The organism is Thermococcus sp. ES12 (assembly GCF_012027515.1).
GTDB classification, from domain to species: Archaea; Methanobacteriota_B; Thermococci; order Thermococcales; family Thermococcaceae; genus Thermococcus; species Thermococcus barossii.
In genome coordinates this window covers 536591-560524 of sequence record NZ_SNUP01000001.1, presented here as the reverse complement: position 1 = coordinate 560524, position 23934 = coordinate 536591, and the positions used below count along the sequence as shown (strand labels likewise).

Genomic DNA, 23934 nt, shown 5'->3' with positions numbered 1-23934 from the left:
AAGCACATGAAAAAACCCGTAAAGGGGAGAGAAAAGGAAAGTCCTCATTCCTGATGGGCTAGCCAGAGCAGGACTCCCTTAACGAAAGGCCAGTTGGTATTGATGTAGTTGCCATAATAGGCGTCGCTTATGGCTTTGCTTGAACCGTAGGCAACTATTCTCCCCTGACCGATCTCAACGGCGGCTGCTATTACCGGCTTGGAGCCCTTCTCGTAAACTGTATTTCCTTCGCTGTCCACCGAGTACGAGGTCTCGTAGCCCCTGATGAGCCAGACAGCACTTCCGCTTATCTCGAGAGTGTCGCCGTTGTAGTACATTGTCCAATCCTCTGGAACGAACTTCATCGCCGGGTGTTCCCTGTTGTAGAGACCTATGAACGGGTAGTACGGCCTTCCGCTGTTCTTCTCCTCGTCCATGAGCTCGTCGGGATTGAATTTAATTCCATATTTTTCGACTACCGCGTTGAGGCTTTCGGCATTGAGGTACTTGTACCAATCTCCCGCTATAAAGAGTCCTCCTCCTTCCTCAACGAACTGCTGGATACCTGAAATTTCGGCTTCAGTGAAATCGTCTTTCGGGTTGAGAAGTATTACTATGTCGTAATTGTTAAGATGGTCATAAGTAAGCGGGAGCCGGTTTATCTCCACCTCCCAGCCAAGTTCGCTCTGTATCTTGTCTGTCAAGTTGCTGATGCCAACTTTCTTGACATAGTACTGACCGTGAGAGGCGTCAATGAGAACCCTGGTTACGCGGATGATGACGTTGGTTGAGGGTGTGACGTTGGTCTGGTTTGCAGGGGTTTCGTTGCCGGGTGTGGTCTCGTTACTTGGTGCAGGTGCCGGCGGGTGGCAGATTGGCTTTACCTGCTCGTAGGTGCTCTGGAGTATAGGAAGCACAGACTCAATCTCCTTGAGGATGTCCCTGCTCATCATGGCAGCCTTTCTGATGTGCATCATAACGGGATAGTAGTACGCGCTCCGGTAGGGATTCTGCTGGACGAGAAGCCCCTTGAGGGTGTCGTAGAGGTAGTACTCCCTCTCTATCTCACTCATAGTCTTGTTTATCCACTGAACCTTAGGCTCGAGGTCTCCAAGGTTAACGCCGCAGGCCTGGAGCTTGCCGACCACCCAGGTGAGGTTCTCGTAGAGTGAGGTTATGTTCGTCATTTCTTTGCTGTAGAGCCTCTCGTAGTATGGTGTGAGGCCGTAGGAGAGCTGGTAGGGGTTGGGAATGACGTTAATGGTGAGGATTTTTTCACTTTCTTCAGTGATGATCGTGAGGACGTGTTCCCCAATACTCGTTGGAATCACGTAAAACTTCACAATCTTGGTCTCCTCGGACTGGAGGATGAAGTCCTCAGAGTACACAACAGCATTATCTAGCTTGACTGTAAAAGTCACATTGCTCGAGTTAGTCCCATTGTTGAAAACAGTAACCTTGACCTTTGAGGGTGCATCCTTGATAAACGAGTAATACTCAATATTTGTTATTTTGACAGCTGGATTGTAGAGTTCCCAGCTCTTGGGCATAATTTCATAGTCGTCTCTGTGCTGACTAACAGCACCTATCAGGTACTTGAACTTTGCTCCCGCCTGAAGTTCTTTCGGAGCCCCGTCCTTAAAGAATACCTTTGCTTCTCCACTACCATCGTCAATTAGCAAGATTGTATTTCCATGGTCGTCATCGATTCTATTTGTTATTTTTGCATCAACCACCTTCACAAGAACACTCTCCCACTGTTCCCGCATGGTTTCCACAGTTGCGAGAAGCTCCGGCTCTGGGACATTATCTTCTCCAAGTTTGGTAATGTATCCAACAACTGAGGTCCCATCCCAATAGACTTCTAGTTCAGTGAGCTTATTGTATTCATCTACTTCGCCTTGAACTTCTACGAAATCGCCAACCTGTATGGGGGTATTATCAAGATACTCTGGATAAACGTGTGCGGAATCCAAGTAATCCCAAGCACTTACATAGACGTAGATACCGCTCCACGGGCCAGTCCCATTTTGTATGAAAAATCCTTTTTTAGTCACAAAAGTCACAACACCCCTGGTGGTTACTATCTGCCCATCATACGGGGAGCTATCGTTGTGCCCTTGAATTTCGGCAATTGGAATTATTGTCCTCTGCGCTTGTACTGGCTTTATCGCCCATGCTGGTATCAAGCTCAAAACCAAAATCAGTGCAAGTATCAACGCCGATTTCTTCATGTGAACCACCCAAAAAAGAAGGTCATTGATGTATAAATAAGTTTTTCCACCAGTTGCCCGTCCCAGTTATCACCCAAAGTGTTCATTAAAGCTCCACAAAGGCTAAAAACCCTGCAATCCCCAGATAAGATGGTGGTTAAAATGTCCATCACCACAAAAACCGGGGATAAGGGATTAACGGGCCTCTTCACGGGGGACCGTGTTGCAAAGTACTCGCCAATAATGGAGGCAAACGGGAACATAGACGAACTCGACAGCTTTCTGGGGGAAGCCAAGCACCACGTGCCGGGAGAGATGTCTGAGGTACTCGAAAAAATACAGGTTCAGCTCTACGACCTGATGGCCGAGCTGGCCAGCAAGGGGAAGTACGCGAAGGTCGGAGATGAGGAAGTCAAGTGGCTTGAGGAGCTTATTCATAAGTATGAAGAAGAGATTCAACTGAGGGCTTTCGTTCTTCCGGGCTCGACCCCGGCGAGTGCGAAGCTTGACGTGTGCCGGGCGGTGGCCAGAAGAACCGAGAGGGCCGTCGCGAGGCTCGTCCTTGAATACGGCTTCGGCCATAATGCCCTCATCTATCTAAACAGGCTCAGCGACCTGCTCTTCGTAATGGCGAGGGCAATAGAAAAGAGGGAGGGGAAACTGAAGGAGGTTAAGTAAGTCTCCCGTTTTCCTCGAACTTTTCTTCCCTGAGCAGAACCTCCCTGTATCTGGCCCAGAAATAGGCGACGACAACCGCCATGCCCACCCAGATGGCCATGGTAACCTCCCAGGCAGGGAATCTGTCGAGGAGCGGCCCGACGGCGAGCAGGCCGAGGGGGCTGGAGATGTGCATTAGAACGGCCATCGCACACATAACCCTACCCCTGAGCTCACTCGGTATCGCGCGCTGTATCTTCGAATTGATGGGCACGTCTATGAAGGCCTCTATACTGCCCCATAGGATGTTTATCCCCGCGAGGAAAAAGAACGCCTCGTTTCTCCCCAGGCTGGAGAGGGGACTTATCGCCCACGTGAAGGCGAGTATCATCACCCCGTCCAGGAGGAGAGTGTGGAAAAGGTACCTCCCTGCCTTTTTTCCGAATTTAATCGCTATCAGGCTGTTTCCAAGGAGGGCACCTCCCATGAAAGCGCTCTCAAGCAGTCCAAACTGGTAGCTTGAAAACTTCAGTACTTCTCTGTAGGAGTACGGCATGATCACGGCCCCAAAGGGCTGACCGAGGGCTATCATAAAGAGGGCGAAGAACATAAGGGTCGAAAGGTATCTGTTGGAGCGAAGAAAGCCGATGCCCTCTTTTAAGTCCTCAATAACCTGGGAGAAACCTTCCAGCTCCCTTGTACGCCACTCGTACCTTATTAGCATCTCGAACAGGCCGGAGCCAAAGAAGCTGACCGCGTTGATGAGGATGGCCAGTTTGATACCTCCGACGGCGTAAATAAACCCTCCGAGGGCAGGGCCGACGAGACGGGCGAGTATGGTGAACGACGAGACCGTGGAGTTGGCCTTCTCAAGCTCGTCAGGTTGAACAAGGTCTGGGAACATCGCGCCAGTCCCGGCTGAGAAGAAGGCACCCATGACCGCCATGACGACCTGAACCGCCAGGAGCTGGTAGATGCCCAGGAGGTCGAACGCGATGACGCCGAAGAGAAGGGCTCCCCTCGCAAGATCAAAGCCGACCATAAGCCACTTTCGGTTGTAGCGGTCGCCCACCACCCCCGCAAATGGCATGATTATCAGAACGGGTATCATCTCGGCGAGTATGAAAGCGGTCATCATCGAGCCGCTGTGGGTCTGGTCAAGGACATAAAGGGGCAGTGCAACGTCCTGTACCGCCCAGCCGAGCTGACTTATGAACCTGCCGATCGCGAAGAGCCAGAAGTTTCTGTTGAGGCTCACGGCACCACCTCCACGTTTTCTAATCCGATGTTTATGACGGTTTCCCTAAAGCGGAGGTAATAATACGCTGTTATCAGGACGCTCGGCACGGTGAGGGCAAGGATTATCACGGTGGTTCCTGCGGCATCGAGGAGGGGCCCAACCAGCGCCATTCCCAGCGGTGTCGTCGCCATCATCACCGTCTCGAACGCCGTGAAAAATCGCGAACGAACCTCATCGGGAACCGCCTTCTGGAGCTTCGTGAAGAGGGGAATGTTGACCAGGGTGTTGAAGAGTCCTGTCAAGGCAATTATCCCCAGCAGGGCCGGATAAGCCAGTTCCCCAAGAACGGAGCGCGTTACAAAGGCCAGACCCGTTAAACAGATGAGCTGGGCAAAGAGCGCTTTGAAAAGGAAGTCCTCGGATCGTTCACCAAGTTTCAGAGCAATGAGCATGTTCCCGGCCAGAGCCCCGAGGGTTGCGGCGGTTTCGACGCTGCCAAAGCGGACTGCCGAGAGGCCGAGCTCAACCCTGGCGAGGTAGGGAAGAACCACCGCGAACACCGGGTTGAGGAGGGTGTTGAGGAGAACCCCGAAGCTCACGAGCACCATGAGGTCTTTTGAAGCTCTGATAAAGCGGAAACCGTCGAGCATGTCATCCCAGACCTCGCGGATGCTTGAGAGCTCCTGCGTTTCCCTGCGGTACTCGATCAGGATTTCGAAGAGGCCGGAGCCAAAGAAACTGGCCGCGTTTATCAGGAGAGCCAGCTTAATGCCCCCGAAGGCGTAGATTAACCCTCCAAGGATCGGACCGAGTATCCTCAATATCTGGCCGCCGCTCTGGAGTATCGAGTTGGCCCTGGCGAGATGCTCCTTTTCCACCAGATCGGGGAACATCCCGACTATACCGGCCGAGAAGAACGCCCCCATAACGCTCATCGCCATCTGGACTGCCAGGAGCTGGTAGATTCCGAGCAGGTTGAAGGCGATAACCGCGAAGAGAAGCACTCCCCGAGCTATGTCAAGGCCGTACATGAGTTTCTTTCTGTCGTAGCGGTCACCGATTACTCCGGCTATCGGGTTGATGAGCAGCCGCGGAATCAGCTCTGCCATTATGAAGAGGCTCATCATCGCCCCGCTGCCGGTCTGGTCGAGGACGTAGAGCGGAACCGCCACGTCCTGGATCACCCAGCCTGCCTGTGATATCCACCTGCCCACGGTATAGAGCCAGAAGTTCCGGCCCATCCTTCGGAAATTCTCGAACATCTCCACTAACCCCCATTGCTCCCCCAGGTTACCGAATTAAGCAATTAAAGAATCAAATGATTAAATAAGTTCGACCCTGACCCCACCGTTCACCGTACTTATCTTCACCTCGAACTCGCCCGTCCCAATGACCGGGTCATCGGAGTCTATGTCGACCAGCTCAACACCACCGTTTACGCTCTTGCTGAGTATCCTGGCATCACAGAACTCGGTCAGGCGAAGCACGATGTCTCCGTTGACGCAGCTTACCTCGACGTCCCCCTCAAGCTCTTCGATGGTAAGCTCGATTTCCCCGTTCACGGTGGAGGCCTTAAGGGGGCCGGCAACCGTTAGATGGGCCCTTATCTCCCCGTTAACCGTGCTAAGCTTCTCGGCCTCACAGTCCTCCAGAGTTATCTCGCCGTTCACCGTTGTTACCTCCTCAAAGCGCACGCCCCTGGCCTTAAGCTCGCCGTTCACGTTCTTCGCGTTTACCAGGACCTCCCGCGGAACTTTAACGCTTATCTCGGCCCAGCCCTTTTCCCCGAGCAGGTTCAGGAACTTCCTCTTTGGCTCCTCCCTGATGATGAGCCTGCTCCCCCTCTGCTCAACGTTAACCGTAACCTCACCGTGCGGAACGTAGTTCACTTCCACGTGGTCGTTCTCCCAGCCCTCAATCTCAATCCGGCCATTCGTGGCCTTTATCTCGACTTCCCAGACGTCCTCGAACATCATCGCAGATCACCCCAAGAACCCCATCAGCTCATCCAAGAGTTCCTTCACGCGCCTGTTGAGCAGGGTTCTGTCTATGCCGAGTCCCTCTATCAGCTCCGCGCTCTGCTCCTCGACTATCTCCTTGGCCTTCTCCATCACCAGACGGTAGGCCTCAGGGTTCTCGACGGTGTACGTCTTCCCGCCGGCCCTTATGCGGACCTTCCCTTCCTTGGCAGAGATGACGACGTCCTCGATGCGTATCTTTGCCCTCCCCCTGCCTACGGTGACCGAAACGTCGCCGGAGCGCAGGGAGATCGTCTCACCGAGGCTGAGGCTCTCGCTTCCGCTCCGGTAAGTGACCCTTTCCCCGTCCACCTCGATGGAGTACTCGTCGGTCTGAATCCTGAGCCTGTCGCCAACTTTTGTGAGCTGGAAGCCATTGCGGAGCTCCTTGATGGTCAGCATATCGCCGGGAGGCATCTCCGGGTTGCCCTCGCGGAACCTCATCGGGCCTATCCTGACCTCTTCGCCGCTCGGCGTCTCTACCACTTCGATGAAGGGCAGCTTTACGTACTCGAAGCCCTCCCCCTCGTAGACCTTGATGAAGCCCAGGTCAACCACGCTGTCCTTTCTGCCCTTCCGGTAGAGCCGGTCGGGGTTTATCATCTCGTTTACCCTCGAAACGAAACCCGAATCAGCGGCTGTTTTTCGTCCGACTATCTTTTCCTCGGTCCACACGATGACCGGGCTGAGGAGCCTCTTCGTTACCCTTCCGAGCGGCGTCTCGGCTTCCACCTCAACACTCCCATCTATCACCCAGCCTATTCTCTTCCGTCCGAACTTCATGGGATAGGCCTTGCCGGTTCCCCTGAGCTTCACCTCGCCGAAATCGGCGCCTTCGAACTCGTAGGCCTTGCTCTCGACCTTCAAATCGAGCCTTTTCTCGTCGAACTTGGAGAGAAGCAGACCGGCTATTGCCAAAACCACCGCATAGGCAAAGGCAGTACCAGCATAACTGTGAAGAGCCTCGCTCATCCCGAGCCACTGGCCGAAGAACAGAAAGACGCTCGTCCAGAAGAAGCCTTTCGCGAGGGCAAAGACTATTCCGCTCACCGTTACCCCGAACCACTTGCCCACCGCGAGAAGTTCGAAGGCAAAGATAAGCGCCACTATCGCGTAGACCAGCTGGTCGTTATAGGCCTCCAGACGCAAAGGCCCTTTGAAAAGCCACACGATGAGCAGTATCGCCGTAAGGGCCTTCAGATACTCCGCTATCCTGAACCTCGGGCCTTCGTGTGGGGCAGCCCAGTATTTCCAGCTAAAACTCATTCTTCCACCTCCTCAAGGGCAGTTATTATCTCGAGCAAACGCAAAAACAAACGTCCGTCCGGCGAGATTTCATACCTCTCACCTTTCTTCACCATGCGGGTTTTCACCAGGAGCTTCAGGTGGTGTGAAACAGTTGGACTCTCCACACCGAGGGCTTCCTTTATCTCCTTGAAGCCCATCGGCCTTTCGGAGAGCATTTTGAGTATCCTTATCCTGTCGGGGTTGGCCAGGGCCTTGAGAGTCTTCGCGGCCTTCTCCTCGTCTATCTCGGGCAAACTTCCGCCTTCAAGCTTCCTCCTGAGGCGGGCCTTTATCGAGAGCATGACCTCATCAACAGGGTCAATGCTTTCCTCCAGCACCTCCAGCCTTTTCTTCAGCTCTTCGAGCTGAACCTTCAGATCGTTCTCCATGGTACCACCAGGTACAGACTTTTGTAGTACACTTTTCTGTACTTAACTAGCGCGCTGGGTATATAAAAGTTTATCGGTTTGAATGCCAAAAACGTTTTAACGCTTAAACCCCAGTCTCACCCATGAACATCGCCGAGATGCTCGCCCTTATAGCGGTCGGCTACGTCCTCAAGAGACTGATTAAATCGGAGAAGCCCTTTGACTACCTACGTATTCTGGTGAATGACGTTCTCCTCGCCCTGTTCATCTTCGGGAACGTGGCGAGCAAGGACCTGAACTACCTCCTGAGCATAAAGACGGTCTTTCTCTACGTCTTCCTGATAATCGCGATAAGCCTCTCCACCTCGTACCTCTACGGCAGATTCGTTCTCAAGGGGGACCCCTGGGCCGGCGCGCTCATGGTTCTCTCGGTTTACCCCAACACCGCCGCCCTCGGCTTCCCGATAGCGAGTTTATTCCTCGACGACATAACGCCCGCGATACTCTACTCGACAACCAACTCCATGATAGTCATCCCGATCGTCACCTTCATAGCGGCCCACTATTCCAGCGGCGGAGCGAGCGTCAGGGAGAGCTTTCTGAAGGCCCTGAAGTTCCCACCGACGGTGGCGAATCTCCTCGCCCTGGCCCTGGTCGTCGGGGGTATCCACCTCCCGGCCTCTGTTCTCGACCCGATAAAAACCATCGGATGGCTCAGCATCCCCCTGCTTATCATATACTTCGGCTCCCGGATAACGCTGAGGAGCTTCGACTGGCGCAAGCTTGCTGAAGTGGGTGCTTTCAGAATAGCTGTTCCCTTCACCTTCGTCTTTCTCACCCTCCGATGGGCGGCGCCAGACGTTTTCTACTCCGTTCTCGTTGAAGCGTCGATGCCGCCGGCGATAGCGGCCAACGCGATTTTGGCTCAGTACAGGCTCAAGGCCGAGGAGGCGATAAGCGTCACCTTCGTGCTGACCCTGATGGTGATAGGACTGTTTGTTACTCTAAGCATCTTGTTAAAATAACCATCTGCAGCTTTTCGATTGTACATTTGAAATTGATATGCAGAAAAATCTTCGGCATTTTCTGGCTTCAAGTTTGAACTTAACATAATTAGACTGACCTAAAGAAAGAGTAATAAGCACAAAAGTTCAGAGATGATGCTCAAGTACCCGGAGGTGGTAAGTTGAGGAGGTACCTCCTTGCCATTGCTCTTATTCTTGTAGTTTTTATGGCTGGGTGCATCGGCGGTTCAGGTAGCACTAACAGCCCCGAAAAATCGGAGCAGCAATCAGAGCACACTCAAAGCCCAGTGGAAGGAAACCAGCAGGAGGACTGGAGCTACTTTGAGTTTGAAACCTCCGGCGGCGATATCGGATACTCCTTGAATGAGGGGCGTCTATCCAAGGATGGCGTGGATGTTTACGTTCTTCTTATTGACGAGCCAGCAAAGTTTGCAAAGGTCAATCCAGTCTGGGAGGCGACGATGTCTGACGTCTGGGCCAACAGTGTGGTTTTTCAGGTGGACGACGGGGTGCACTATTTCTCGATTGAAGATGGAGAGGTGGAACACAGATCGATGAGGGTCGTTGGAGACCTCTTTGACTTCATGGTACTCAACGAGAAGAGCTATCTTGGCCTGGAAAACGGGGTACTGCGCCTCTACAACTCCGAGGCGAAGGGTTACAGGGAGAAGAAGGGGGTAATATCTTACGCTCTGACAATGAAGGATGGGGAGATTATCGTTGTCACCGCATCGCTGGATGGAATTGAAGTGACAAGGTTTTCAAATGAGGGGGAAGCGCTTCAGGAGGCATATACCTTCGACTGCCCGATTTTCTACCTCCACCATGCCCTCGTGGATGATATGCCCTCCGGCTTCTACATGGCGACATCCTGCGGCCTCTACTATGTGGACGAGGACTTCAGCGTCCACGACTCCGGACTCGGAGATGAAAGCTGGGACATAATCTCAAACGACAACGATGAATCAGGCGCTATCGTGGTGTACTCTGAGGATACGGGTGGGATTATGGGTGTCTTCTACGACCCGGAGTCCGGTGGGTTTGCCCACAGCGCCCTCCTCGAAGTTGATACCAAACCAGACGGGGCATCCGTGAGCGGCCTCTATCTCGCCCTCCTCTACGGAGATACGCTCTACCTCTACAAACTCGAAGAAGAAGGCGAGTACAGGCTCCACGGGACAATAAAACTCCCAGAACCGGCGAAGGATGTGAAGGTGGCAACGGTGGAAAACGGGGTTCTGGAGATAGGGGTTGCATGGGACGGAGGATTCACCTACATGGTGGGCCCCCTGGAGGGATTTGAGGGGACCCAAGAGCTCATCTGGGGGTGAAGGCGGAATGGGGTTTTTTAGCTCTCTGAAAAAGGCTGCTTCGAACGTATCCAAGCAGTTGCGGCACAAAAAGTTTGAACTGAGGGCAAAGGAGCTGGCGGAGAAGTGGGACAGAATAAAGTTTTACAGGCCGGAGATTGGCATTGAGATAGGAAACGAGACATACTGGTACCCGATTAACAGGGTATGGATTGATAAGGTTGAGGTGGGGCTTTTCAGGAAGTCCTACCTTGACAAGGTCTTCGTTGAGTATTCGGAGCCCGTTGTGTACGACGAGGAAGAGGAGGAAGACGAGGGCTGGTTCAGCTATGAGGACGATACAACAAAAAACAAGAGCTTCGGACTGAATGACAAGGTCCAGATCCGCTTCACAATGGCGGATTACGAGAAGCTAGTCAGCAAGGAGGGAGAAATACTGTGAAGAGGGTTCTTCTAATTCTACTGCTGGTGGCAATAGTAACAACGGCGGGATGCGTTGGAAACGGCGGAACCGATACGGGAACCAATCCAAGCAAAACCCCCGGTGAAACCGAAACTCCAGAGAGTGAAAGTGGTACAGTTTCCCCGGGGACCGAGGAGCCTACCAGCACCCCATCCGGGGCGGAAGATGTCATAAGTGGCGAGATTCTCAACACCACGATAGCTGTGAACGCCTCCTTCGTCCCGGAGAAAACCTTCGAGTGCCTTAAGGATGCCCCTGAAGTCATAGCTTCCTACTACCGCGCCGTTAAGGAGGAAAAAGACGTGAAGGAGTTCTTTGACCTCGACGTGGTCGATGCTGACTCCCTCGTAGAGCTCCATAATGCTCTCTACCGGGCTGTTGACTTCAAGGAGCTCAAAGTGGAGAACATCACCTGTCTCGTCGTCAGCGTGAACATGGTGGCCTGCAGGTACGGCTACTCGGCCGTTCTCGTCAAAGACGGCACCGAAAAGTCGCTCCAGAGGCAGTACGTGACCTTCCTCAGCGGCGAGTCGTGTAAGATAGTTTGGACGGAGGGAGAGGGATGAAAAAGCCCCTGCTAACCTTATTAGTGCTCCTGCTCGTGGTCCTGCCCCTCGTCCGGGTAAACTCCGCCGCAAACGCTAATCCCCCACTCGACAGCGACGGGGACGGTCTGACCGACCAGGAGGAGCTAAAACTCGGGACAAACCCAGCCCTGCCCGACACGGACGGAGACGGGCTCTCGGACGGTCTTGAGGTCAGGCTGGGGAGCGACCCTCTCATGGTAGACTCCGACTGGGAAGGACTTAACGATGGTGATGAAATCGCATTTGGGACAGACCCCAACAATCCAGATACCGACGGGGACGGGCTTGACGATGAGGATGAGGCCTACGGAAGCTTCTGGAGCAACCAACCAGTTCCACCGTTGGACCCGACGAGTCCCGACACCGACGGGGATGGGATAAGGGACGACTTCGAGTTCGAGCTGGCGAAGGGCAACCACGAGTGGGACAGGCCCTACTACCTGTACCCCGACTGGGACAACGACGGGATAATCGACGGGCTTGAGATCTACCCGGACGACGGTAAGTACCACCCGACCGTCAGTCCCGGAGAGATATACATCGACAGGGCCGTGTTTAAGGGGTATTTCTGCTTCCTCAATGCCGACTGCGACGGCGATGGTTTAACTGACCCCGAGGAGCTTGAAGCTGGGACGAACGTCCTCGACCCCGATACCGACGGCGATGGCCTCTTGGACAGCTGGGAGGTGGCGTATGGAACGGACCCCCTCAGCGCGGACACGGACGGCGACGGAATCAGCGACCTCGACGAGCTCAGGCCGAGCATCATCGTTTCGGCCAAACTGCCCGAGGAGATGAAGGCCGAGGAGTTCTACGAGAAATCGGGCAGGAAGGGCTACTACTCCTGGTACCTTGAGGTGCTTGTGGGCGATGGCCCCTCTGGGGGCTCTTCCTACGAGACCGTCATCGGGAGGTGTGAGTGGGGCGGCTACGACAGGGAAACCGTGGAAAAATACATCGTCCAGACCAAGGACGGCCAGTGGGAGTTCTACGGGATAGCGACTTCCCCGCTGAACCCGGACACGGACGGCGACGGTCTGAGCGATTCCGAGGAGTCCTTTGAGGTGACCTACATCACGTTCCGGAACTTCACCTTCACGAGGACGATCCACCTCGACCCAACAAACCCGGACACCGACGGAGATGGTATAATCGACTCCGAGGATGCAGTTCCCCTCAACCTGGACATAGACGATGATGGAGTGATAGAGCAGGACGCCTGCGCCTACTTCGAGGACTGCGACTGGGATGGGCTGAGCGATGGCAGAGAAATCGAGCTCAAAACTGACCCCAAGAACCCAGATACCGACGGTGACGGGCTGAAGGACTTCGACGAGGTCTCAATCTGGACTGATCCCCTCAATCCCGATACAGACGGGGACGGCTTCACGGACTTCGAGGAGGTCAAGGCAGGAACCGATCCGACCGATGAAATAAGCCACCCGGAGGCACCGCCGGCCGTGGAGAAGCCGAGCTACGAAGAGGTTCAGCCGGAGATCGAGGAAGTCCCACGCGTCCGCGTGAAGAAGAGCGTTGAGTTCTACGTAAACGAAAAACGGGTCGAGCCTGACACCTTTACCACCATCGTGCTTGACGACGATGAGGCCGTGTTCACGGTAAAGGCATCGCCACGCGTGCTCGTCTACGCCAACGGCTCCGAGCGCGAGATTGGGGTAAGGACAATTTTCATCTACGGAGACGACGAGAAGAGGCTTGTGGATGAAGGGGACGGCTCCTACCGCATGGAGCTGAGGAACTTCACCGGGCTGGGCTTCGACTTCTTCAGCTTCCGGGTCGAGATAGATTACGAAGACGACAGCAGTTTCACCTACTCCTTCAACATCGAGCTGAAATACCGCGCAAAGCCCGAGGTTCGCCTCGTGAACTACACCTGGCTCAACACCCTCGACGTCGGTAGGTTGTACTTCGAGTGCCGCCACTGTAAGAACGTCACGATAATCGTCCCGGGCGCGCTTGTGAACGGAGAACCAAAGAGGGTCATCGACTTCGGCTCAACCCGGCCGCTGAAGTTCTTCTACGCCCGGATAATCCCCCACCGCTACACCGTTGCGAGCCAGTCGGACGTTGGGACAATCTACACAAAGTACGAGGACAGCGTCGAGGTGCTGAAAACGGGCAAGGATATAGGCCTTCTGGTGGCCAAGACCGTCGAGGCGAAGAGCCTGGGCTCGAAGATAATCTATGGCATGGTGGCGACGGCTAAGGGAGTGAAGACGATAGTCGGCGGCGTTGAGGTCTTCATACCGGAGGAGGAGACGGAAAAGCCCGAGGGGATCGAGACCCCGGAGTCGGCCAGATTCGACCGTGAGGCCTTCAAGAAGGGAATCCTGGACTGGGTGAAGGAGAAGATCGTCGATGCCACCTTTGACTACGTCACCGAAAAGGCCATTGAGTACGCGGACGCCAAGGAGCTTGAGGCAAGGAGGCACGAAACAACGTATCGCGTTACCGTCAAGGTCTGCAACGAGTTCTACTGCGTGCCCTACACATTCACGGTTCAGGGTTATGGCTACGAGTTTGATTGAACTTTCTTTTCTTTTACTATCCGATGAGGGGGTGTTGATATGAAAAAACTCCTCGTACTTGCGCTCGTGCTGGTTGTGCTGATAAGCGGATGCATGGGAGGATCCAATCCCTCAGAAAAAACCCAAAGCCCCACAATGAGCGAAAGCCTGACCGAACGGTCGGAAAGTACTGCAAACACTGAGAGCGGCTCAATGACGGAAACAACCACAGGTACGAGCCCTGAAGGGGCTTTCTTCGATGACTTCACCGACCTTGACACGGCTAGATGGTTTGTTGGGGAGTGGGAAACGAACAGGCCGGCTTACGACAAGGTGAGAATCGAAGACGGCGTTCTGGTAATACCGGTTGAGGAAACCGACAGGGGGCCCTATCTCGCCTCAAGGCCAATAGAAGTAAACCGGGGCGACATCGTCGTTATTGAGAGAAAGGCCCTTGTCCACTACGGTAACGAGTACTTCCAGGGGGAACTGATGGTCTATCAGACCAACTACTCAGGGATAACGCCCCCCTCAGAAATTTCCGGACACTGGACAAGCTGGTTCGGTTCGTTCCTCTTCGGGATTCACTACTACCACTACTACGAGCCCCAGGAGAACTACGTCCCCGTAAAGGACGGTTTCGCACTTACCGGGCCGGACTGGAGAGACTCCGGGAACTACGTCACGACCGAACCGGTGTGGGACGAGTGGTTCACCGAGAGGATAGTTTACAACACGGAAAACGGAAGGGTGACCTACTACCTCAACGGGAAGGAAGTGGGGAGCGTCAGGGCGGCATCTTACAGCTCGAAGTACGTGAGGCTTTTCATCCATTCCTACGGCTGGTATACAGGCCACTACACCAAGATGGACTGGATAAAGGTGAGCGTGGAGCACTCAGGGAGTGAAACATCAGTGGAAACCACAACGAGCACTGAGACCGAAACTCCCACCGAGATCCAGGCTCCACAGGGTGGAGACCTTTTCAGTGCTTTCACGGTAAAGACGGTTGATTTTGGCGGGCTCAGGGGTGTGGCCGTCGAGGTCAACGGAGAGCCAACTTTCAGGAACGTTGAACCCTGGTTCATCGGAAAGACCACCTACGAAGTCTCCGACCTCTCGTGGGGATACTTTGCAGTCGGTAACGTCCTCTACCGCGTTGATGGGGAGGGCCTGAAGAACAGGTACGCCGATGGGGAAGACGTTACCCGGTCGTACTACGGCGAGGCCTACGTTCTTCCGGCGGAGGTTAAGGACGTTGCGATGGGCATTTACGCGAATGAGGTCTTCTTTGCGTCCCCAGATGGAAAACTCTACCTGGCCTACGACTACGAGATCGAAGATGAAGAAGAGGGAGACGCCAGCCTGTGGGTACTGCGCTACACCAGCTGGGTCTCCTGGGACATCGCCGCTGACGGCGTTACCGACATAGCGAGCGGTGACTACAGCTACGTGGCCTGGAAGGGTGATAAGCTGTACGTCTTCACATACTCCAGCGATGACCTCTACTACGCGGACGAGAAGGGGCTAAACCCTGTCCAACCGAGGACTTTCACACTGCCCGGGAAAATTACCGGCGTGTTCAGGGACTCCTACGGGGACGGCCTGATAATACGGGCCGGGGACGGTTTCTACTACCTCGACACCAGCGGGGGATACGGCTACGGCCAGTGGCATCTCTACACACTCTCCGAAAACCTGCCCGGCGAGGTTAGCTACAACTACCACGAGGACATCGTGACCCTTCTCCGCGACGGGAAGTTCTACTGGCTCGACCTCGGGTCCAGGTATGATGACAACGACGAGCTTGTCCCCTACATAGACATCCACGGAGGGGTCGGCGTTGACGGTAACGTCCAGGCATTCTCCCTGATGTACAACACCTACGTATTCCAGCTGGTCGTTGCCCTGCCGGGTGAGCTGAGGATATACAACGCTACTATCTTCTGGGACGAGCCGGAGCTTGTCCTCGACCAGGCTTTCGAGGTACCCTTCACGGCCGAGGCTGTTTACGGTGAGGACTACTGCTACTGCCACATCAATCGGTACGACAACTACTTCTACCTCTGGGCTGGTAATACTTACTACGCCCTCATAGGCCCGAACAACGGAAGGCTCGACTGAGCGTTTCCTTTTTAACGTCCTTTTCCCTCTTTTAGACGGTGGTCTAAATGGAGCGAGCGGTCGAGATTCTGAAGGAGATCCTTGAGATACCCTCCCCAACGGGCTATACGAAGGAAGTCCTGGCTCACATAGAGAGAAAGCTCAACGAGGCAGGAATCAGAACGTACTACACCAACAAGGGCGCCCTGATAGCGGGCAACCATCCAGAGCCGAAGCTCGTCGTGGCGGGCCACGTTGATACCCTCGGCGCGATGGTGAAGGGAATCCTGCCCGACGGGCATCTAAGCTTCACCCGCGTCGGCGGACTGCTTTTGCCAGCCTTCGAGGGTGAGTACTGCACGATAGTCACCCGCTCCGGGAAGAAGTACCGTGGAACGCTCCTTCTCAAGAACCCCAGCGTCCACGTGAACAGGGAAGCCGGAAAGAAGGAGCGCAAGGAGGAGAACATGTACATAAGGCTAGACGAGCTCGTCGAGAAGAAGGAAGATACAGAGAAGCTTGGCATTAAGCCGGGCGACTTCATAGCCTTTGACCCGAAGTTCGAGTACGTCAATGGCTTCGTCAAGGCCCACTTTTTGGATGATAAGGCGAGCGTGGCTGTGATGATAGACCTCATGCTTGACCTTGGAGCCGAAACCCTCGAAAAGCTCCCGGTGGCCTTCTTCTTCTCGCCCTACGAGGAGGTCGGACACGGCGGTTCAGCTGGCTATCCACCCACCACCGAGGAGCTCCTTGTCGTTGACATGGGCGTGGTTGGCGAAGGGGTGGCCGGAAAGGAGACGGCCGTTTCCATAGCGGCCAAGGACTCCAGCGGCCCATACGACTACGAGATGACGACGAAGCTCATCGAGGTGGCCGAGGAGAGGAGCATACCGCACGTCGTTGATGTCTTCCCCTACTACGGCTCCGACGGTTCAGCGGCTCTGAGGGCCGGCTGGGACTTCAGGGTTGCCCTAATCGGGCCCGGCGTCCACGCGAGCCACGGCATGGAGAGGACGCACGTCAAGGGCCTGCTCGCGACGAAGGAGCTGATGAGGGCTTACATTGAGGAGAGGTTTGGGGCTTAAAGGTCCTTTCTAATTTTTGAAGCGGGGAGCGTTGCCCTCAAAAGTGTAAAGAAAAAAGCTCACTCTATTTTCGCCCCGCAGACCGGGCAGAACTTCGCCCCCTCCGGGACTATGTGCCCGTTGGGACAGCGCTTGATCTCGTGCCCGCAGTAGGGACAGAACCTCGCTCCGGCTGGAATCTGCTTGCCGCAGTAGGGACATATCTCCTGGCCCGCTTGCTGTGCCGGTTGCTGGTATCCTGCAGGCGGAACGCCCCCACCGGCGTAGGGCTGTGCTGGCTGGGCCGGTTGAGCCGGCTGCTGAAGGAGCTGGGGCATCACCACCATCCCCGTGCCTATCGCGGCCCCCTCGCTCTTCCCAAGCTCCGCCGCGACCTGCTTCGCCGTGTCCATCTGCATAACAGCCTGGGCATTGCCAGTCTGCATTATCCAGAAGAGCCTCTGGCGCCACTCGTCGGTCGTGTTCACACCTTCAATCTTCACATCGACCAGTTCAAGGCCGAGCCTGCGGAAGTCCTCCATGAGCTTGACCTTCACTTGAGTGCTGACCATGTCGAGGTTCTGGAAGAGGTCGACGATTGAATAAGCTGAGAGGTGCTTCATCATGCCCTCGTTGAAGTAGGCGCGAATAAACTTGGTGACGTCAGCAGTGTCGTAGAGGCTCTGGCCACCGACAACCTCGGTGATGAAGAGAACGGGGTCAGCGACCTTGAACCAGTAGACACCGTAGTACTTGACTGGGGCAAGCTCCCTCGTCTGCGTTTCTCCTCCGTAGCGCCCCTGGAACTGCTTCATGCTGACGAAAATTACCGTCGCCTTAAACGGGCTGTTTGAACCGCCAACGAGCCTGTAAAGGAGGGGCAGATTCTGCGTCGTCAGCGTGTGCCTTCCGGGGCCGAGAACGTCGTAGATTTTGCCGTCGCGCATGAAGACCGCTACCTCGTACTCGTGGACTATCAGCTGGGCGCCCCACTTGATGACCTCGTTGGGGTAGCGCCAGATTATCTCGTCCTCACCGGGGTTCACCCACTCTATGACCTGCACCATCTCACTCACCCGCCGCGAAGCTCATCCTCTTGCCAAGGACTTCCTCAAAGTTCACCAGCTTGTCGTCGAGGTTCAGAACGGCCATGCCCAGAGCCTGTGGATTTGCTATCTGGCCGTTCAGGGCCTTAACCTCGTTCAGTATCTCCTCGGCCAGCTCTATCATCCTGGCATCGTATTCCAGGAGCCTGTTGAGTTCATCCTCCTTGAACTTCACCCTGTCAAAGTAGCCCCGATAACCGGCCTCCGCGTGCCTCACCCTGCTCTCCAGGGCCATGAGCTTCTTTCTCAGGTTGTCTATAGCCACCAGCTGGGCACAGCTTACCATGGCGCAGCGCTGCAGGGCCCGCTCCATCTCCCTCCTGGCCAGGGCAAGGGTATCGGCCACCTTTCCACGGACGAGCCTGTCGTCCTCCCTTATGAGTTCCTTCTTCTTGTAGCCGTGGAAGCCCGGTATGACGAGTTCGAGCTTCTCAACTATCGATGTTTCCTTTCCCATAACCAACACCTCACATAGGCTTGAAATACAGGTTGCCCTTGTTGAGCCCCATAACCTCGCTGACCTTTCTCCTCTTTACGGCTCCTTTCCGGAATATGCCGAAGGCTCCGGCGCCGGCTGAGACAAGTCCTCCGATGAGGCCCCAGGCACTCCCGTAAATGCCGGCCGCGGCTATGCCAAAGACCAGGCCCGCTCCAAGAACACCTGCCCCCAGGAGGCTGGCCTTCTTCCTCGCCCCGCTCATGAGCGGGTACTCTGCCTGAACGACCCTCCCGTCGGTGCCGTCGACGTAGCCGGCAAAGCCTTCTCCGCCGTACTCGTAGTGAACCTCCCAGAGGGGATAGTGAACGAGTCCCTGGTACTTCACCTCTATCTCAAAGTCTCCCAGGGATTTGTCCTCCTGCGAAGCCTCGCTCAGCAATGCACTCTCCATAAGCTTCCTCGCCATAGCCTCTGCCTCTTCCCTCGACATCTTGGGCTCGTAGTACCTGCCCTTCTTGACCACCGCCTCGTCGAAGAAGCGCTTGCCCCTGATGGGGAAGGGGTAGTCCTTGAGAAGCCCCTGGAACGGTGAACCAGCTGGTATTCCCACGAAGCGGACTTCCTCTATCGTTGACCACCGCCTGCTCTTTCCGTGGAGGTAGAAGAAGTAAACCGGCACCCAGTGGAGTTCCTTCTTGGTTACCTTTGCCCCGGTTATGTCGGCCGGGGCGCCGTACTGCCTTGAGAGGAACTTGAGCAGAACACCACCGGCGTCTTTTCTCATCGGCGGGAAGAAGAAGTGCTCGCCGGCCTCTTCCCCGGTCTCCAGGTGGAAGGTGGTTCCGCAGTAGGGGCACGTTACCACGCTCACCGTGTCGGGAACCTTGAACCTGGCCGAGCAGGTTGGACACTGAACCTCCATCTGAATCACCTCTTAAGTCCTCCCATGAAGTTTCCCATGAACCCCGTGCTCCTCTCCGTCCTCTGTCCCTCCAGAACCAGCGAGCCGAAGTAGCCTCCCGCGCCGGCGCCGATTATCAGTGAGAGCACCGAAACCAGTGCTGAGCCGTTGGCACCGCCGTAAGCTGCTCCAGCGGCACCTATCAGGACGCCGAGGACTACGCCCGTCAGATACTGGGCGCGTCTCCAGATTGGCATGGGCTCGGTGGCGGCGACGTCCTTTCCGTCCCAGCCAGCGAAGACGGCGTGGTATATCGAGTTCTCGTGTTTATAGTAGACCGTCCACATCGGGAGGAGAATCAGGGAGACGTTCCTCGGTTCGTCGGCGGTTATGTCGAAGCGCTCTATTCTGTCCGCCTTGGCCGAATAGCGGTTCCTTATGACGTCTATGGCATCCTCCCTCATTATCATCTTGGCCTGGGTTTCGTCTATCTCGGTGTTGAGTATCTCCAGCTTTATCCTGCCCCACTCCTCCTCGTCCAGCTCAAGGAGCTTCTTCCCCTTCGGCCTGTGGCGGGAGTAGTGGACGATGATGTCGTCAACGCCAAAGCTCTTGACCTGTCTCCTGGCGGGGCCTATTAGGCCGAGGGTTTCATCAACGTAGTCATGGTAGTACCGCTCCACGGTACGGCAGTGGGTTTCGCCTTCGGAATCGGTGTGGCACTCCTCTTCTCGCACCATGTACTCGACATCACCCTCAACGTGAACATCGCCCACCCAGTACGGGGCGTAGTGGCCTTCGATGTCAACTATCTCAATCTGTTCCTTCATCCTCTTCAGGTCGAAGTCCCGGTTAACGCGATCCCAGAAGGCCTTGGCTATGGCGTTTTTGTCTATCGTTGGGACGATATGGATGTTTTCAGTCTTCAGGTTGCCACTTATGTGGTTTGGAAAACCACAGTAAGGGCATATCGCAACGATGGTTTCCGGAGAAACCTCAAGGGGAGCTCCACAGCGCTCACATCTAAAACCGGCTTCCATAGGCACCACTCTTATACTTAGGCGTCTTTTTAGTATTTAAGAGTGACGCATTCGAAATTCAGAGTCTTTTTCCCTGTGTTTGAGATGAAACTCTCCATGTGTAACTCTTAAAACGACTTAGGTTTCGAAGTTGGAACCGAAGGTTTAAAACTCAAATGTGCCTATTGATTGTAGTATCCAACATGTTGGATATTCAACAATGGGTGATTGAGATGAATACCAAAACTGTGTCCGATGGCCCAGGGTTCAGCATTTCCTGGGCCGTGAATCCGTTCGAGCCGCTTTATAGAATATGGCCGGATGTGGCCAAGATTGAAGGGGAAAAGGCAATTCCCCATCTGGTTGGAAATCTCAGAATCTCCGCAGGAAGGATTGTCAGTTTTGAGGTACGTGCCGTGGCCCACGAGCGGCCAACCGAACTTGTGTTTGCGGACGGAAATGAGGTTCTGTTTATACTGCCCGTAAGGGCCGGAGATGGGGTTGAAGGAGCGTATTTGAGAATAGTCGAGGCACTGAGGGGTGCAGTATGAAGAGAAAAACGGCCAACGTGGAAATAAACGCTGGTATTGACACCATCAAGGAAGTTTTGAACGATCCCGCCCAGTTTATCACGAACTGGCCCTACGTTGTAAGGGTGAACACCAAGGAGGGCATTGAAGCGGAGATAATGTTGCCGAGGTTTGTCTTCAAGTTCAGGGACACCTACAAGTTCACCTTTCACGAGGATTACGACAGCCACATATACGAAGGCATCGGAAAGAAGAGCCATCTCACGGCCGTCGTCAGGTTGAGGGAATGGCAGAAGAACGTCAGCGCTGAGGTGGAGTTGTCATACAAGGGGAGGGGAGAATTCCTCCTGGGCAAGACACTGGAACTCCTGGCCGAGGGTGTTGCAAAGGCCCTCAAGGACCTGTCGGAGAGCATGCGCCCTCCCGCGCCCACCGCACCAGCGGCCGAAACGGTTCTCGACGTGGATTTCGCAGACCCAATGAGCGTGGCCAATTTTCTGGCCAAGGCTAAGATGGTTCACAGCGGCCTTCACATAGTCGGGCAGGGGAAGCTCCTTGATGTCATAATGGAGCTGAGGGGAAACCTTCAGGATGAGGTGCTCTATGTCTCCGGCATCACACAGGATGGTACAAAGTCATTCAAGCTCCTGTTAAGGAGAAGCCAGATTCTGGCAGTCGAATACCGTGATTCGGAGGGCATTACGGTGGTTAAGGTAGACAGTGAGTCCGAAACAAGAAAGGCCCTTGAACTGGTTTCCAAGGTCGAAGGTGCATACATGGTGAACGTCTGGGTTCCGGTTGGAGGTGTTTGAGATGATAAGGAACATGAACATCTACCCGCTCTATGATGATGGGAATCACAAGGTTTACTGGCTCGGCATCGAAGAGGCCGAGGACGAGAAGGGGATACTCACCAACCAGTACTTGGTCATAGATGGAAACGAGGCGGCCCTCGTGGAACCCGGCGGGTTCTTTGTGTTTTCAAGGGTTCTGAGGAACGTTTCCTCGGTTATCCCGCCGACTCAGATAAAGTACCTCATGTACTCCCATCAGGACCCGGACGTTGTGGCTGGATTGAACCTCTGGTTTGAGTACGCCCCCCTCGCAAAGCTCGTCATCTCGGAACTCTGGGTCCGCTTCATCCCCCACATGGCCGTTCTGAGTGCCGGCAGAACGATTGGAATACCCGACAAAGGAGCAGAGTTCCAGCTCGGAAACTCCAAGATAAAGGCGGTTCCTTCCCACTACCTCCACAGTCCTGGAAACTTCTCGTTCTACGACGAGAAGAGCGGAATACTCTTCAGCACGGACATAGGGGCGGCTGCCTTTCCAGAGGGTGAATGGTACCTGTTCGTCGAGGATTTTGATGAACATGCACAGTACATGGAGGGCTTCCACAGGCGCTACATGAGCTCAACCAAGGCGCTGAGGGCATGGGTTCGCTCAATCAGGAAGCTGAAGCCGAAGGTCATAGCACCGCAGCACGGGGCGATATTCCAGGACGAGAACGTTGACAGGTTCCTCGACTGGCTCGATGGCCTTGAAGTGGGCATAGACGTCTTTGAGAAGGAATTTTACGGGGAGTAACTCCCCAGAATCTCTTTTACAAGCTTTTCAAGCTCCCACAGGTCCCTGACATAGTAGTCGGCACCCTCGATTTTTCCGAAACGGGTAATGTTGACGACCTTCATGCCGGCCCTTTTGCCGGCGAGGACGTCGTGACTGCTGTCGCCAACCATCATCGCTTCCTCGGGCTTAATACCAAGAGCATTCAGCGCTTTCTTCACAAGATACGGGCTGGGCTTGACACCGTCGAGGTTCGAGTAGTCCTTCCCATAAACAACATCGAAGTATTCCCTGAGGTTGAACAGTTCAAGAACGAACTCCGTGCACTCCTGGGAGGCGTTGCTCACCGCGGCGAGCTTCAAATCCATCTTTTTCAGCTCCCCCAAGGCCTCAACATCTGGAAACGGGGTTATTTTATCCCTATCCGCCATCCACCTGCGATATTCGAGGTTCACCCTATCCACGATCTTCCAGAACTCGACATGGTCTATGCCGAAGCGCTCAATGTAGCTCCTCGGAAGTTCACCGGTTACGGTCTTTCTGTAGGTCTCGTAATCCAGCTTGATGCCATGCTTCATGAGCGCTGGCATTATCCACTTCTCGTACCATTCCCTGTGATCGTAGCCCTCGTAGTAAACCAAGGTCTCGTCAACATCGAAGATTAGACCCTTCAGCATGCCTCGGCCTCCTGGACTGGTCATCACCCATCAGCCGGTTGATCCCTCGTCATCGGCAGTGAGAATAGGAAAAAGGGGTTAAAAGGTTTCAGAACAGCTCCTCAAGCTTGACGTCAATCTTGTCCGGGTTGAACGGGAGGACGTGCCTAGTGGTCTTCGGGGAGTAGACCTCGCCGCGCTTGACGAGCTCCATGACCTCTTCCTTGCTCGGCGCCTTCCTGATGAAGACGTAGTCAATCTCGCCCTTTGCCATGTCCTCTCTGGCGTCCTCCTTGAGGCCGTAGTAGATGAGCTCGATTTTACCCTCAACGCTCATCTCGTCGAGAACCTTGCTGACCTTCTTCTGCTCATCAAGGCCGCCGGGGATGGCAAAGCTCTTCTCGCCGACGAGGGCAAAGGCTATCTCTCCCCTCTCGGCCTTCTCCTCAGCGTTGGGGTCCTCCACAACCTCAAGCCCCTCGGCCTTGAGCCTCTCAAGAACCTCCTCAAGGTTTCCCTTGAAGGCCGGGTACCAGGTGTAGACCTTGACGTCGTCGCTGAAGTAGTCGAGGATGACCGACGGGGCGCGCTTGGCGCCGAGCTTCTGGAGGCCGGCCCAGCGGTGGTGACCGTCAACGATGAGGTAGGTGTCCTCACCGGGAACCTTGGCGAGGAGCATGGGCTTCCAGAAGATTCCGCTACCGGTAACGCTCTCGATGAAGGCCTCAAGCTCCTTCTGAACGAGCTGCTCGTGGGGCTTCATCTTGTCGAGCTCGATAAAAACGTAGTCAACCTTCTTGGTGGGGATGTCGTACTTCGGAACCTTTTCAACTCCCATGAGCATACCTCCCGTGGGTTTACGATGGGGTAAACGT

General features: G+C 54.8%; 23 protein-coding genes. 11 read left to right on the top strand and 12 right to left on the bottom strand.

What is annotated here, in order from left to right:
* Positions 1 to 44 precede the first annotated feature (44 nt).
* Positions 45 to 2213, bottom strand: coding sequence for a Gldg family protein (locus E3E37_RS03075; RefSeq protein ID WP_167715353.1), 2169 nt, complete (start codon positions 2211 to 2213; stop codon positions 45 to 47).
* A 141-nt stretch (positions 2214 to 2354) separates the two neighbouring features.
* Here E3E37_RS03075 and E3E37_RS03070 point away from each other — a divergent pair, with 141 nt between their 5' ends.
* Positions 2355 to 2870, top strand: a complete 516-nt coding sequence (locus E3E37_RS03070) for a cob(I)yrinic acid a,c-diamide adenosyltransferase (protein WP_167715350.1) — start codon at positions 2355 to 2357, stop codon at positions 2868 to 2870.
* On the opposite strand, the gene E3E37_RS03065 is transcribed toward E3E37_RS03070, so the two are convergent.
* From E3E37_RS03065 to E3E37_RS03045, 5 genes are read right to left on the bottom strand one after another with little or no spacing between them, the layout of a single operon-like run.
* Positions 2863 to 4107, bottom strand: coding sequence for an MFS transporter (locus E3E37_RS03065; RefSeq protein WP_167714731.1), 1245 nt, complete (start codon positions 4105 to 4107; stop codon positions 2863 to 2865). The genes E3E37_RS03070 and E3E37_RS03065 overlap by 8 nt on opposite strands.
* Entirely contained in the window at positions 4104 to 5351 is a 1248-nt protein-coding gene (locus E3E37_RS03060; RefSeq protein WP_167714728.1) for an MFS transporter, read from the bottom strand. The genes E3E37_RS03065 and E3E37_RS03060 overlap by 4 nt, the downstream gene beginning before the upstream one ends.
* 60 nt (positions 5352 to 5411) lie before the next feature.
* Positions 5412 to 6065: a DUF4097 family beta strand repeat-containing protein gene (locus tag E3E37_RS03055; protein WP_167714726.1), complete on the bottom strand. Its 654-nt coding sequence runs from the start codon at positions 6063 to 6065 to the stop codon at positions 5412 to 5414.
* Positions 6066 to 6071: 6 nt separating this feature from the next.
* The gene (locus tag E3E37_RS03050) at positions 6072 to 7373 is read right to left on the bottom strand and encodes a hypothetical protein (protein ID WP_167714724.1); all 1302 of its coding nucleotides are present in this window, start codon (positions 7371 to 7373) and stop codon (positions 6072 to 6074) included.
* Positions 7370 to 7783, bottom strand: a complete 414-nt coding sequence (locus E3E37_RS03045; RefSeq protein ID WP_014787932.1) for a helix-turn-helix transcriptional regulator — start codon at positions 7781 to 7783, stop codon at positions 7370 to 7372. The genes E3E37_RS03050 and E3E37_RS03045 overlap by 4 nt, the downstream gene beginning before the upstream one ends.
* 122 nt (positions 7784 to 7905) lie before the next feature.
* Here E3E37_RS03045 and E3E37_RS03040 point away from each other — a divergent pair, with 122 nt between their 5' ends.
* The 7 genes from E3E37_RS03040 to E3E37_RS03010 all read left to right on the top strand — a co-directional run bounded on the left by E3E37_RS03040 (position 7906) and on the right by E3E37_RS03010 (position 16863).
* On the top strand, positions 7906 to 8787 hold the full coding sequence (locus tag E3E37_RS03040; protein WP_167714721.1) for an AEC family transporter: 882 nt from the start codon (positions 7906 to 7908) through the stop codon (positions 8785 to 8787).
* A gap of 161 nt (positions 8788 to 8948) precedes the next feature.
* On the top strand, positions 8949 to 10118 hold the full coding sequence (locus E3E37_RS03035) for a hypothetical protein (RefSeq protein WP_167714719.1): 1170 nt from the start codon (positions 8949 to 8951) through the stop codon (positions 10116 to 10118).
* A gap of 7 nt (positions 10119 to 10125) precedes the next feature.
* Positions 10126 to 10539 carry a hypothetical protein gene (locus tag E3E37_RS03030; RefSeq protein ID WP_167714717.1) on the top strand — a complete coding sequence of 138 codons (414 nt, stop codon included), beginning with the start codon at positions 10126 to 10128 and terminating at the stop codon, positions 10537 to 10539.
* Positions 10536 to 11126 (top strand): hypothetical protein, encoded by a 591-nt coding sequence (locus E3E37_RS03025; RefSeq protein WP_088864568.1) that lies wholly within the window; start codon positions 10536 to 10538, stop codon positions 11124 to 11126. The genes E3E37_RS03030 and E3E37_RS03025 overlap by 4 nt, the downstream gene beginning before the upstream one ends.
* Positions 11123 to 13693 carry a calcium-binding protein gene (locus E3E37_RS03020; RefSeq protein ID WP_167714715.1) on the top strand — a complete coding sequence of 857 codons (2571 nt, stop codon included), beginning with the start codon at positions 11123 to 11125 and terminating at the stop codon, positions 13691 to 13693. Before E3E37_RS03025 ends, E3E37_RS03020 begins: the two co-directional genes overlap by 4 nt.
* 39 nt (positions 13694 to 13732) lie before the next feature.
* Positions 13733 to 15796 carry a hypothetical protein gene (locus E3E37_RS03015; protein ID WP_167714713.1) on the top strand — a complete coding sequence of 688 codons (2064 nt, stop codon included), beginning with the start codon at positions 13733 to 13735 and terminating at the stop codon, positions 15794 to 15796.
* 47 nt (positions 15797 to 15843) lie between these two features.
* Positions 15844 to 16863: a M42 family metallopeptidase gene (locus tag E3E37_RS03010; RefSeq protein WP_167714711.1), complete on the top strand. Its 1020-nt coding sequence runs from the start codon at positions 15844 to 15846 to the stop codon at positions 16861 to 16863.
* A 59-nt stretch (positions 16864 to 16922) separates the two neighbouring features.
* Here the strand turns inward: E3E37_RS03010 and E3E37_RS03005 are convergent, their stop codons facing one another.
* From E3E37_RS03005 to E3E37_RS02990, 4 genes are read right to left on the bottom strand one after another with little or no spacing between them, the layout of a single operon-like run.
* Positions 16923 to 17909, bottom strand: a complete 987-nt coding sequence (locus E3E37_RS03005) for an SPFH domain-containing protein (protein WP_167714709.1) — start codon at positions 17907 to 17909, stop codon at positions 16923 to 16925.
* Position 17910: 1 nt separating this feature from the next.
* Positions 17911 to 18405, bottom strand: a complete 495-nt coding sequence (locus E3E37_RS03000; protein WP_167714706.1) for a hypothetical protein — start codon at positions 18403 to 18405, stop codon at positions 17911 to 17913.
* 10 nt (positions 18406 to 18415) lie between these two features.
* Positions 18416 to 19309, bottom strand: a complete 894-nt coding sequence (locus tag E3E37_RS02995; RefSeq protein ID WP_167714704.1) for a hypothetical protein — start codon at positions 19307 to 19309, stop codon at positions 18416 to 18418.
* 5 nt (positions 19310 to 19314) lie between these two features.
* Positions 19315 to 20328, bottom strand: coding sequence for a hypothetical protein (locus E3E37_RS02990; RefSeq protein ID WP_088864560.1), 1014 nt, complete (start codon positions 20326 to 20328; stop codon positions 19315 to 19317).
* 212 nt (positions 20329 to 20540) lie between these two features.
* Between E3E37_RS02990 and E3E37_RS02985 the strand changes: the two genes are divergently transcribed.
* From E3E37_RS02985 to E3E37_RS02975, 3 genes are read left to right on the top strand one after another with little or no spacing between them, the layout of a single operon-like run.
* A complete protein-coding gene (locus E3E37_RS02985) occupies positions 20541 to 20858 on the top strand; it encodes a hypothetical protein (protein WP_088864559.1) in 318 nt (105 codons plus the stop codon).
* Positions 20855 to 21649 carry a hypothetical protein gene (locus tag E3E37_RS02980; protein ID WP_088864558.1) on the top strand — a complete coding sequence of 265 codons (795 nt, stop codon included), beginning with the start codon at positions 20855 to 20857 and terminating at the stop codon, positions 21647 to 21649. The genes E3E37_RS02985 and E3E37_RS02980 overlap by 4 nt, the downstream gene beginning before the upstream one ends.
* A 1-nt stretch (position 21650) precedes the next feature.
* Positions 21651 to 22424 (top strand): MBL fold metallo-hydrolase, encoded by a 774-nt coding sequence (locus E3E37_RS02975; RefSeq protein ID WP_088864557.1) that lies wholly within the window; start codon positions 21651 to 21653, stop codon positions 22422 to 22424.
* Here E3E37_RS02975 and E3E37_RS02970 read toward each other — a convergent pair.
* Entirely contained in the window at positions 22412 to 23080 is a 669-nt protein-coding gene (locus E3E37_RS02970; RefSeq protein ID WP_088864556.1) for an HAD family hydrolase, read from the bottom strand. The genes E3E37_RS02975 and E3E37_RS02970 overlap by 13 nt on opposite strands.
* A gap of 88 nt (positions 23081 to 23168) precedes the next feature.
* Positions 23169 to 23897, bottom strand: a complete 729-nt coding sequence (serK, locus tag E3E37_RS02965; protein WP_088864555.1) for an L-serine kinase SerK — start codon at positions 23895 to 23897, stop codon at positions 23169 to 23171.
* Positions 23898 to 23934 lie beyond the last annotated feature (37 nt).

Excerpts from the sequence above, each read along its gene's own strand:
- E3E37_RS03075 (WP_167715353.1), bottom strand. The coding sequence starts at position 2,213 with ATGAAGAAATCGGCGTTGATACTTGCACTGATTTTGGTTTTGAGCTTG.
- E3E37_RS03070 (WP_167715350.1), top strand. The coding sequence starts at position 2,355 with ATGTCCATCACCACAAAAACCGGGGATAAGGGATTAACGGGCCTCTTC.
- E3E37_RS03060 (WP_167714728.1), bottom strand. The coding sequence starts at position 5,351 with ATGTTCGAGAATTTCCGAAGGATGGGCCGGAACTTCTGGCTCTATACC.
- E3E37_RS03055 (WP_167714726.1), bottom strand. The coding sequence starts at position 6,065 with ATGATGTTCGAGGACGTCTGGGAAGTCGAGATAAAGGCCACGAATGGC.
- E3E37_RS03050 (WP_167714724.1), bottom strand. The coding sequence starts at position 7,373 with ATGAGTTTTAGCTGGAAATACTGGGCTGCCCCACACGAAGGCCCGAGG.
- E3E37_RS03045 (WP_014787932.1), bottom strand. The coding sequence starts at position 7,783 with ATGGAGAACGATCTGAAGGTTCAGCTCGAAGAGCTGAAGAAAAGGCTG.
- E3E37_RS03040 (WP_167714721.1), top strand. The coding sequence starts at position 7,906 with ATGAACATCGCCGAGATGCTCGCCCTTATAGCGGTCGGCTACGTCCTC.
- E3E37_RS03030 (WP_167714717.1), top strand. The coding sequence starts at position 10,126 with ATGGGGTTTTTTAGCTCTCTGAAAAAGGCTGCTTCGAACGTATCCAAG.
- E3E37_RS03020 (WP_167714715.1), top strand. The coding sequence starts at position 11,123 with ATGAAAAAGCCCCTGCTAACCTTATTAGTGCTCCTGCTCGTGGTCCTG.
- E3E37_RS03015 (WP_167714713.1), top strand. The coding sequence starts at position 13,733 with ATGAAAAAACTCCTCGTACTTGCGCTCGTGCTGGTTGTGCTGATAAGC.
- E3E37_RS03010 (WP_167714711.1), top strand. The coding sequence starts at position 15,844 with ATGGAGCGAGCGGTCGAGATTCTGAAGGAGATCCTTGAGATACCCTCC.
- E3E37_RS03005 (WP_167714709.1), bottom strand. The coding sequence starts at position 17,909 with ATGGTGCAGGTCATAGAGTGGGTGAACCCCGGTGAGGACGAGATAATC.
- E3E37_RS03000 (WP_167714706.1), bottom strand. The coding sequence starts at position 18,405 with ATGGGAAAGGAAACATCGATAGTTGAGAAGCTCGAACTCGTCATACCG.
- E3E37_RS02995 (WP_167714704.1), bottom strand. The coding sequence starts at position 19,309 with ATGGAGGTTCAGTGTCCAACCTGCTCGGCCAGGTTCAAGGTTCCCGAC.
- E3E37_RS02990 (WP_088864560.1), bottom strand. The coding sequence starts at position 20,328 with ATGGAAGCCGGTTTTAGATGTGAGCGCTGTGGAGCTCCCCTTGAGGTT.
- E3E37_RS02985 (WP_088864559.1), top strand. The coding sequence starts at position 20,541 with ATGAATACCAAAACTGTGTCCGATGGCCCAGGGTTCAGCATTTCCTGG.
- E3E37_RS02980 (WP_088864558.1), top strand. The coding sequence starts at position 20,855 with ATGAAGAGAAAAACGGCCAACGTGGAAATAAACGCTGGTATTGACACC.
- E3E37_RS02975 (WP_088864557.1), top strand. The coding sequence starts at position 21,651 with ATGATAAGGAACATGAACATCTACCCGCTCTATGATGATGGGAATCAC.
- E3E37_RS02970 (WP_088864556.1), bottom strand. The coding sequence starts at position 23,080 with ATGCTGAAGGGTCTAATCTTCGATGTTGACGAGACCTTGGTTTACTAC.
- serK (WP_088864555.1), bottom strand. The coding sequence starts at position 23,897 with ATGGGAGTTGAAAAGGTTCCGAAGTACGACATCCCCACCAAGAAGGTT.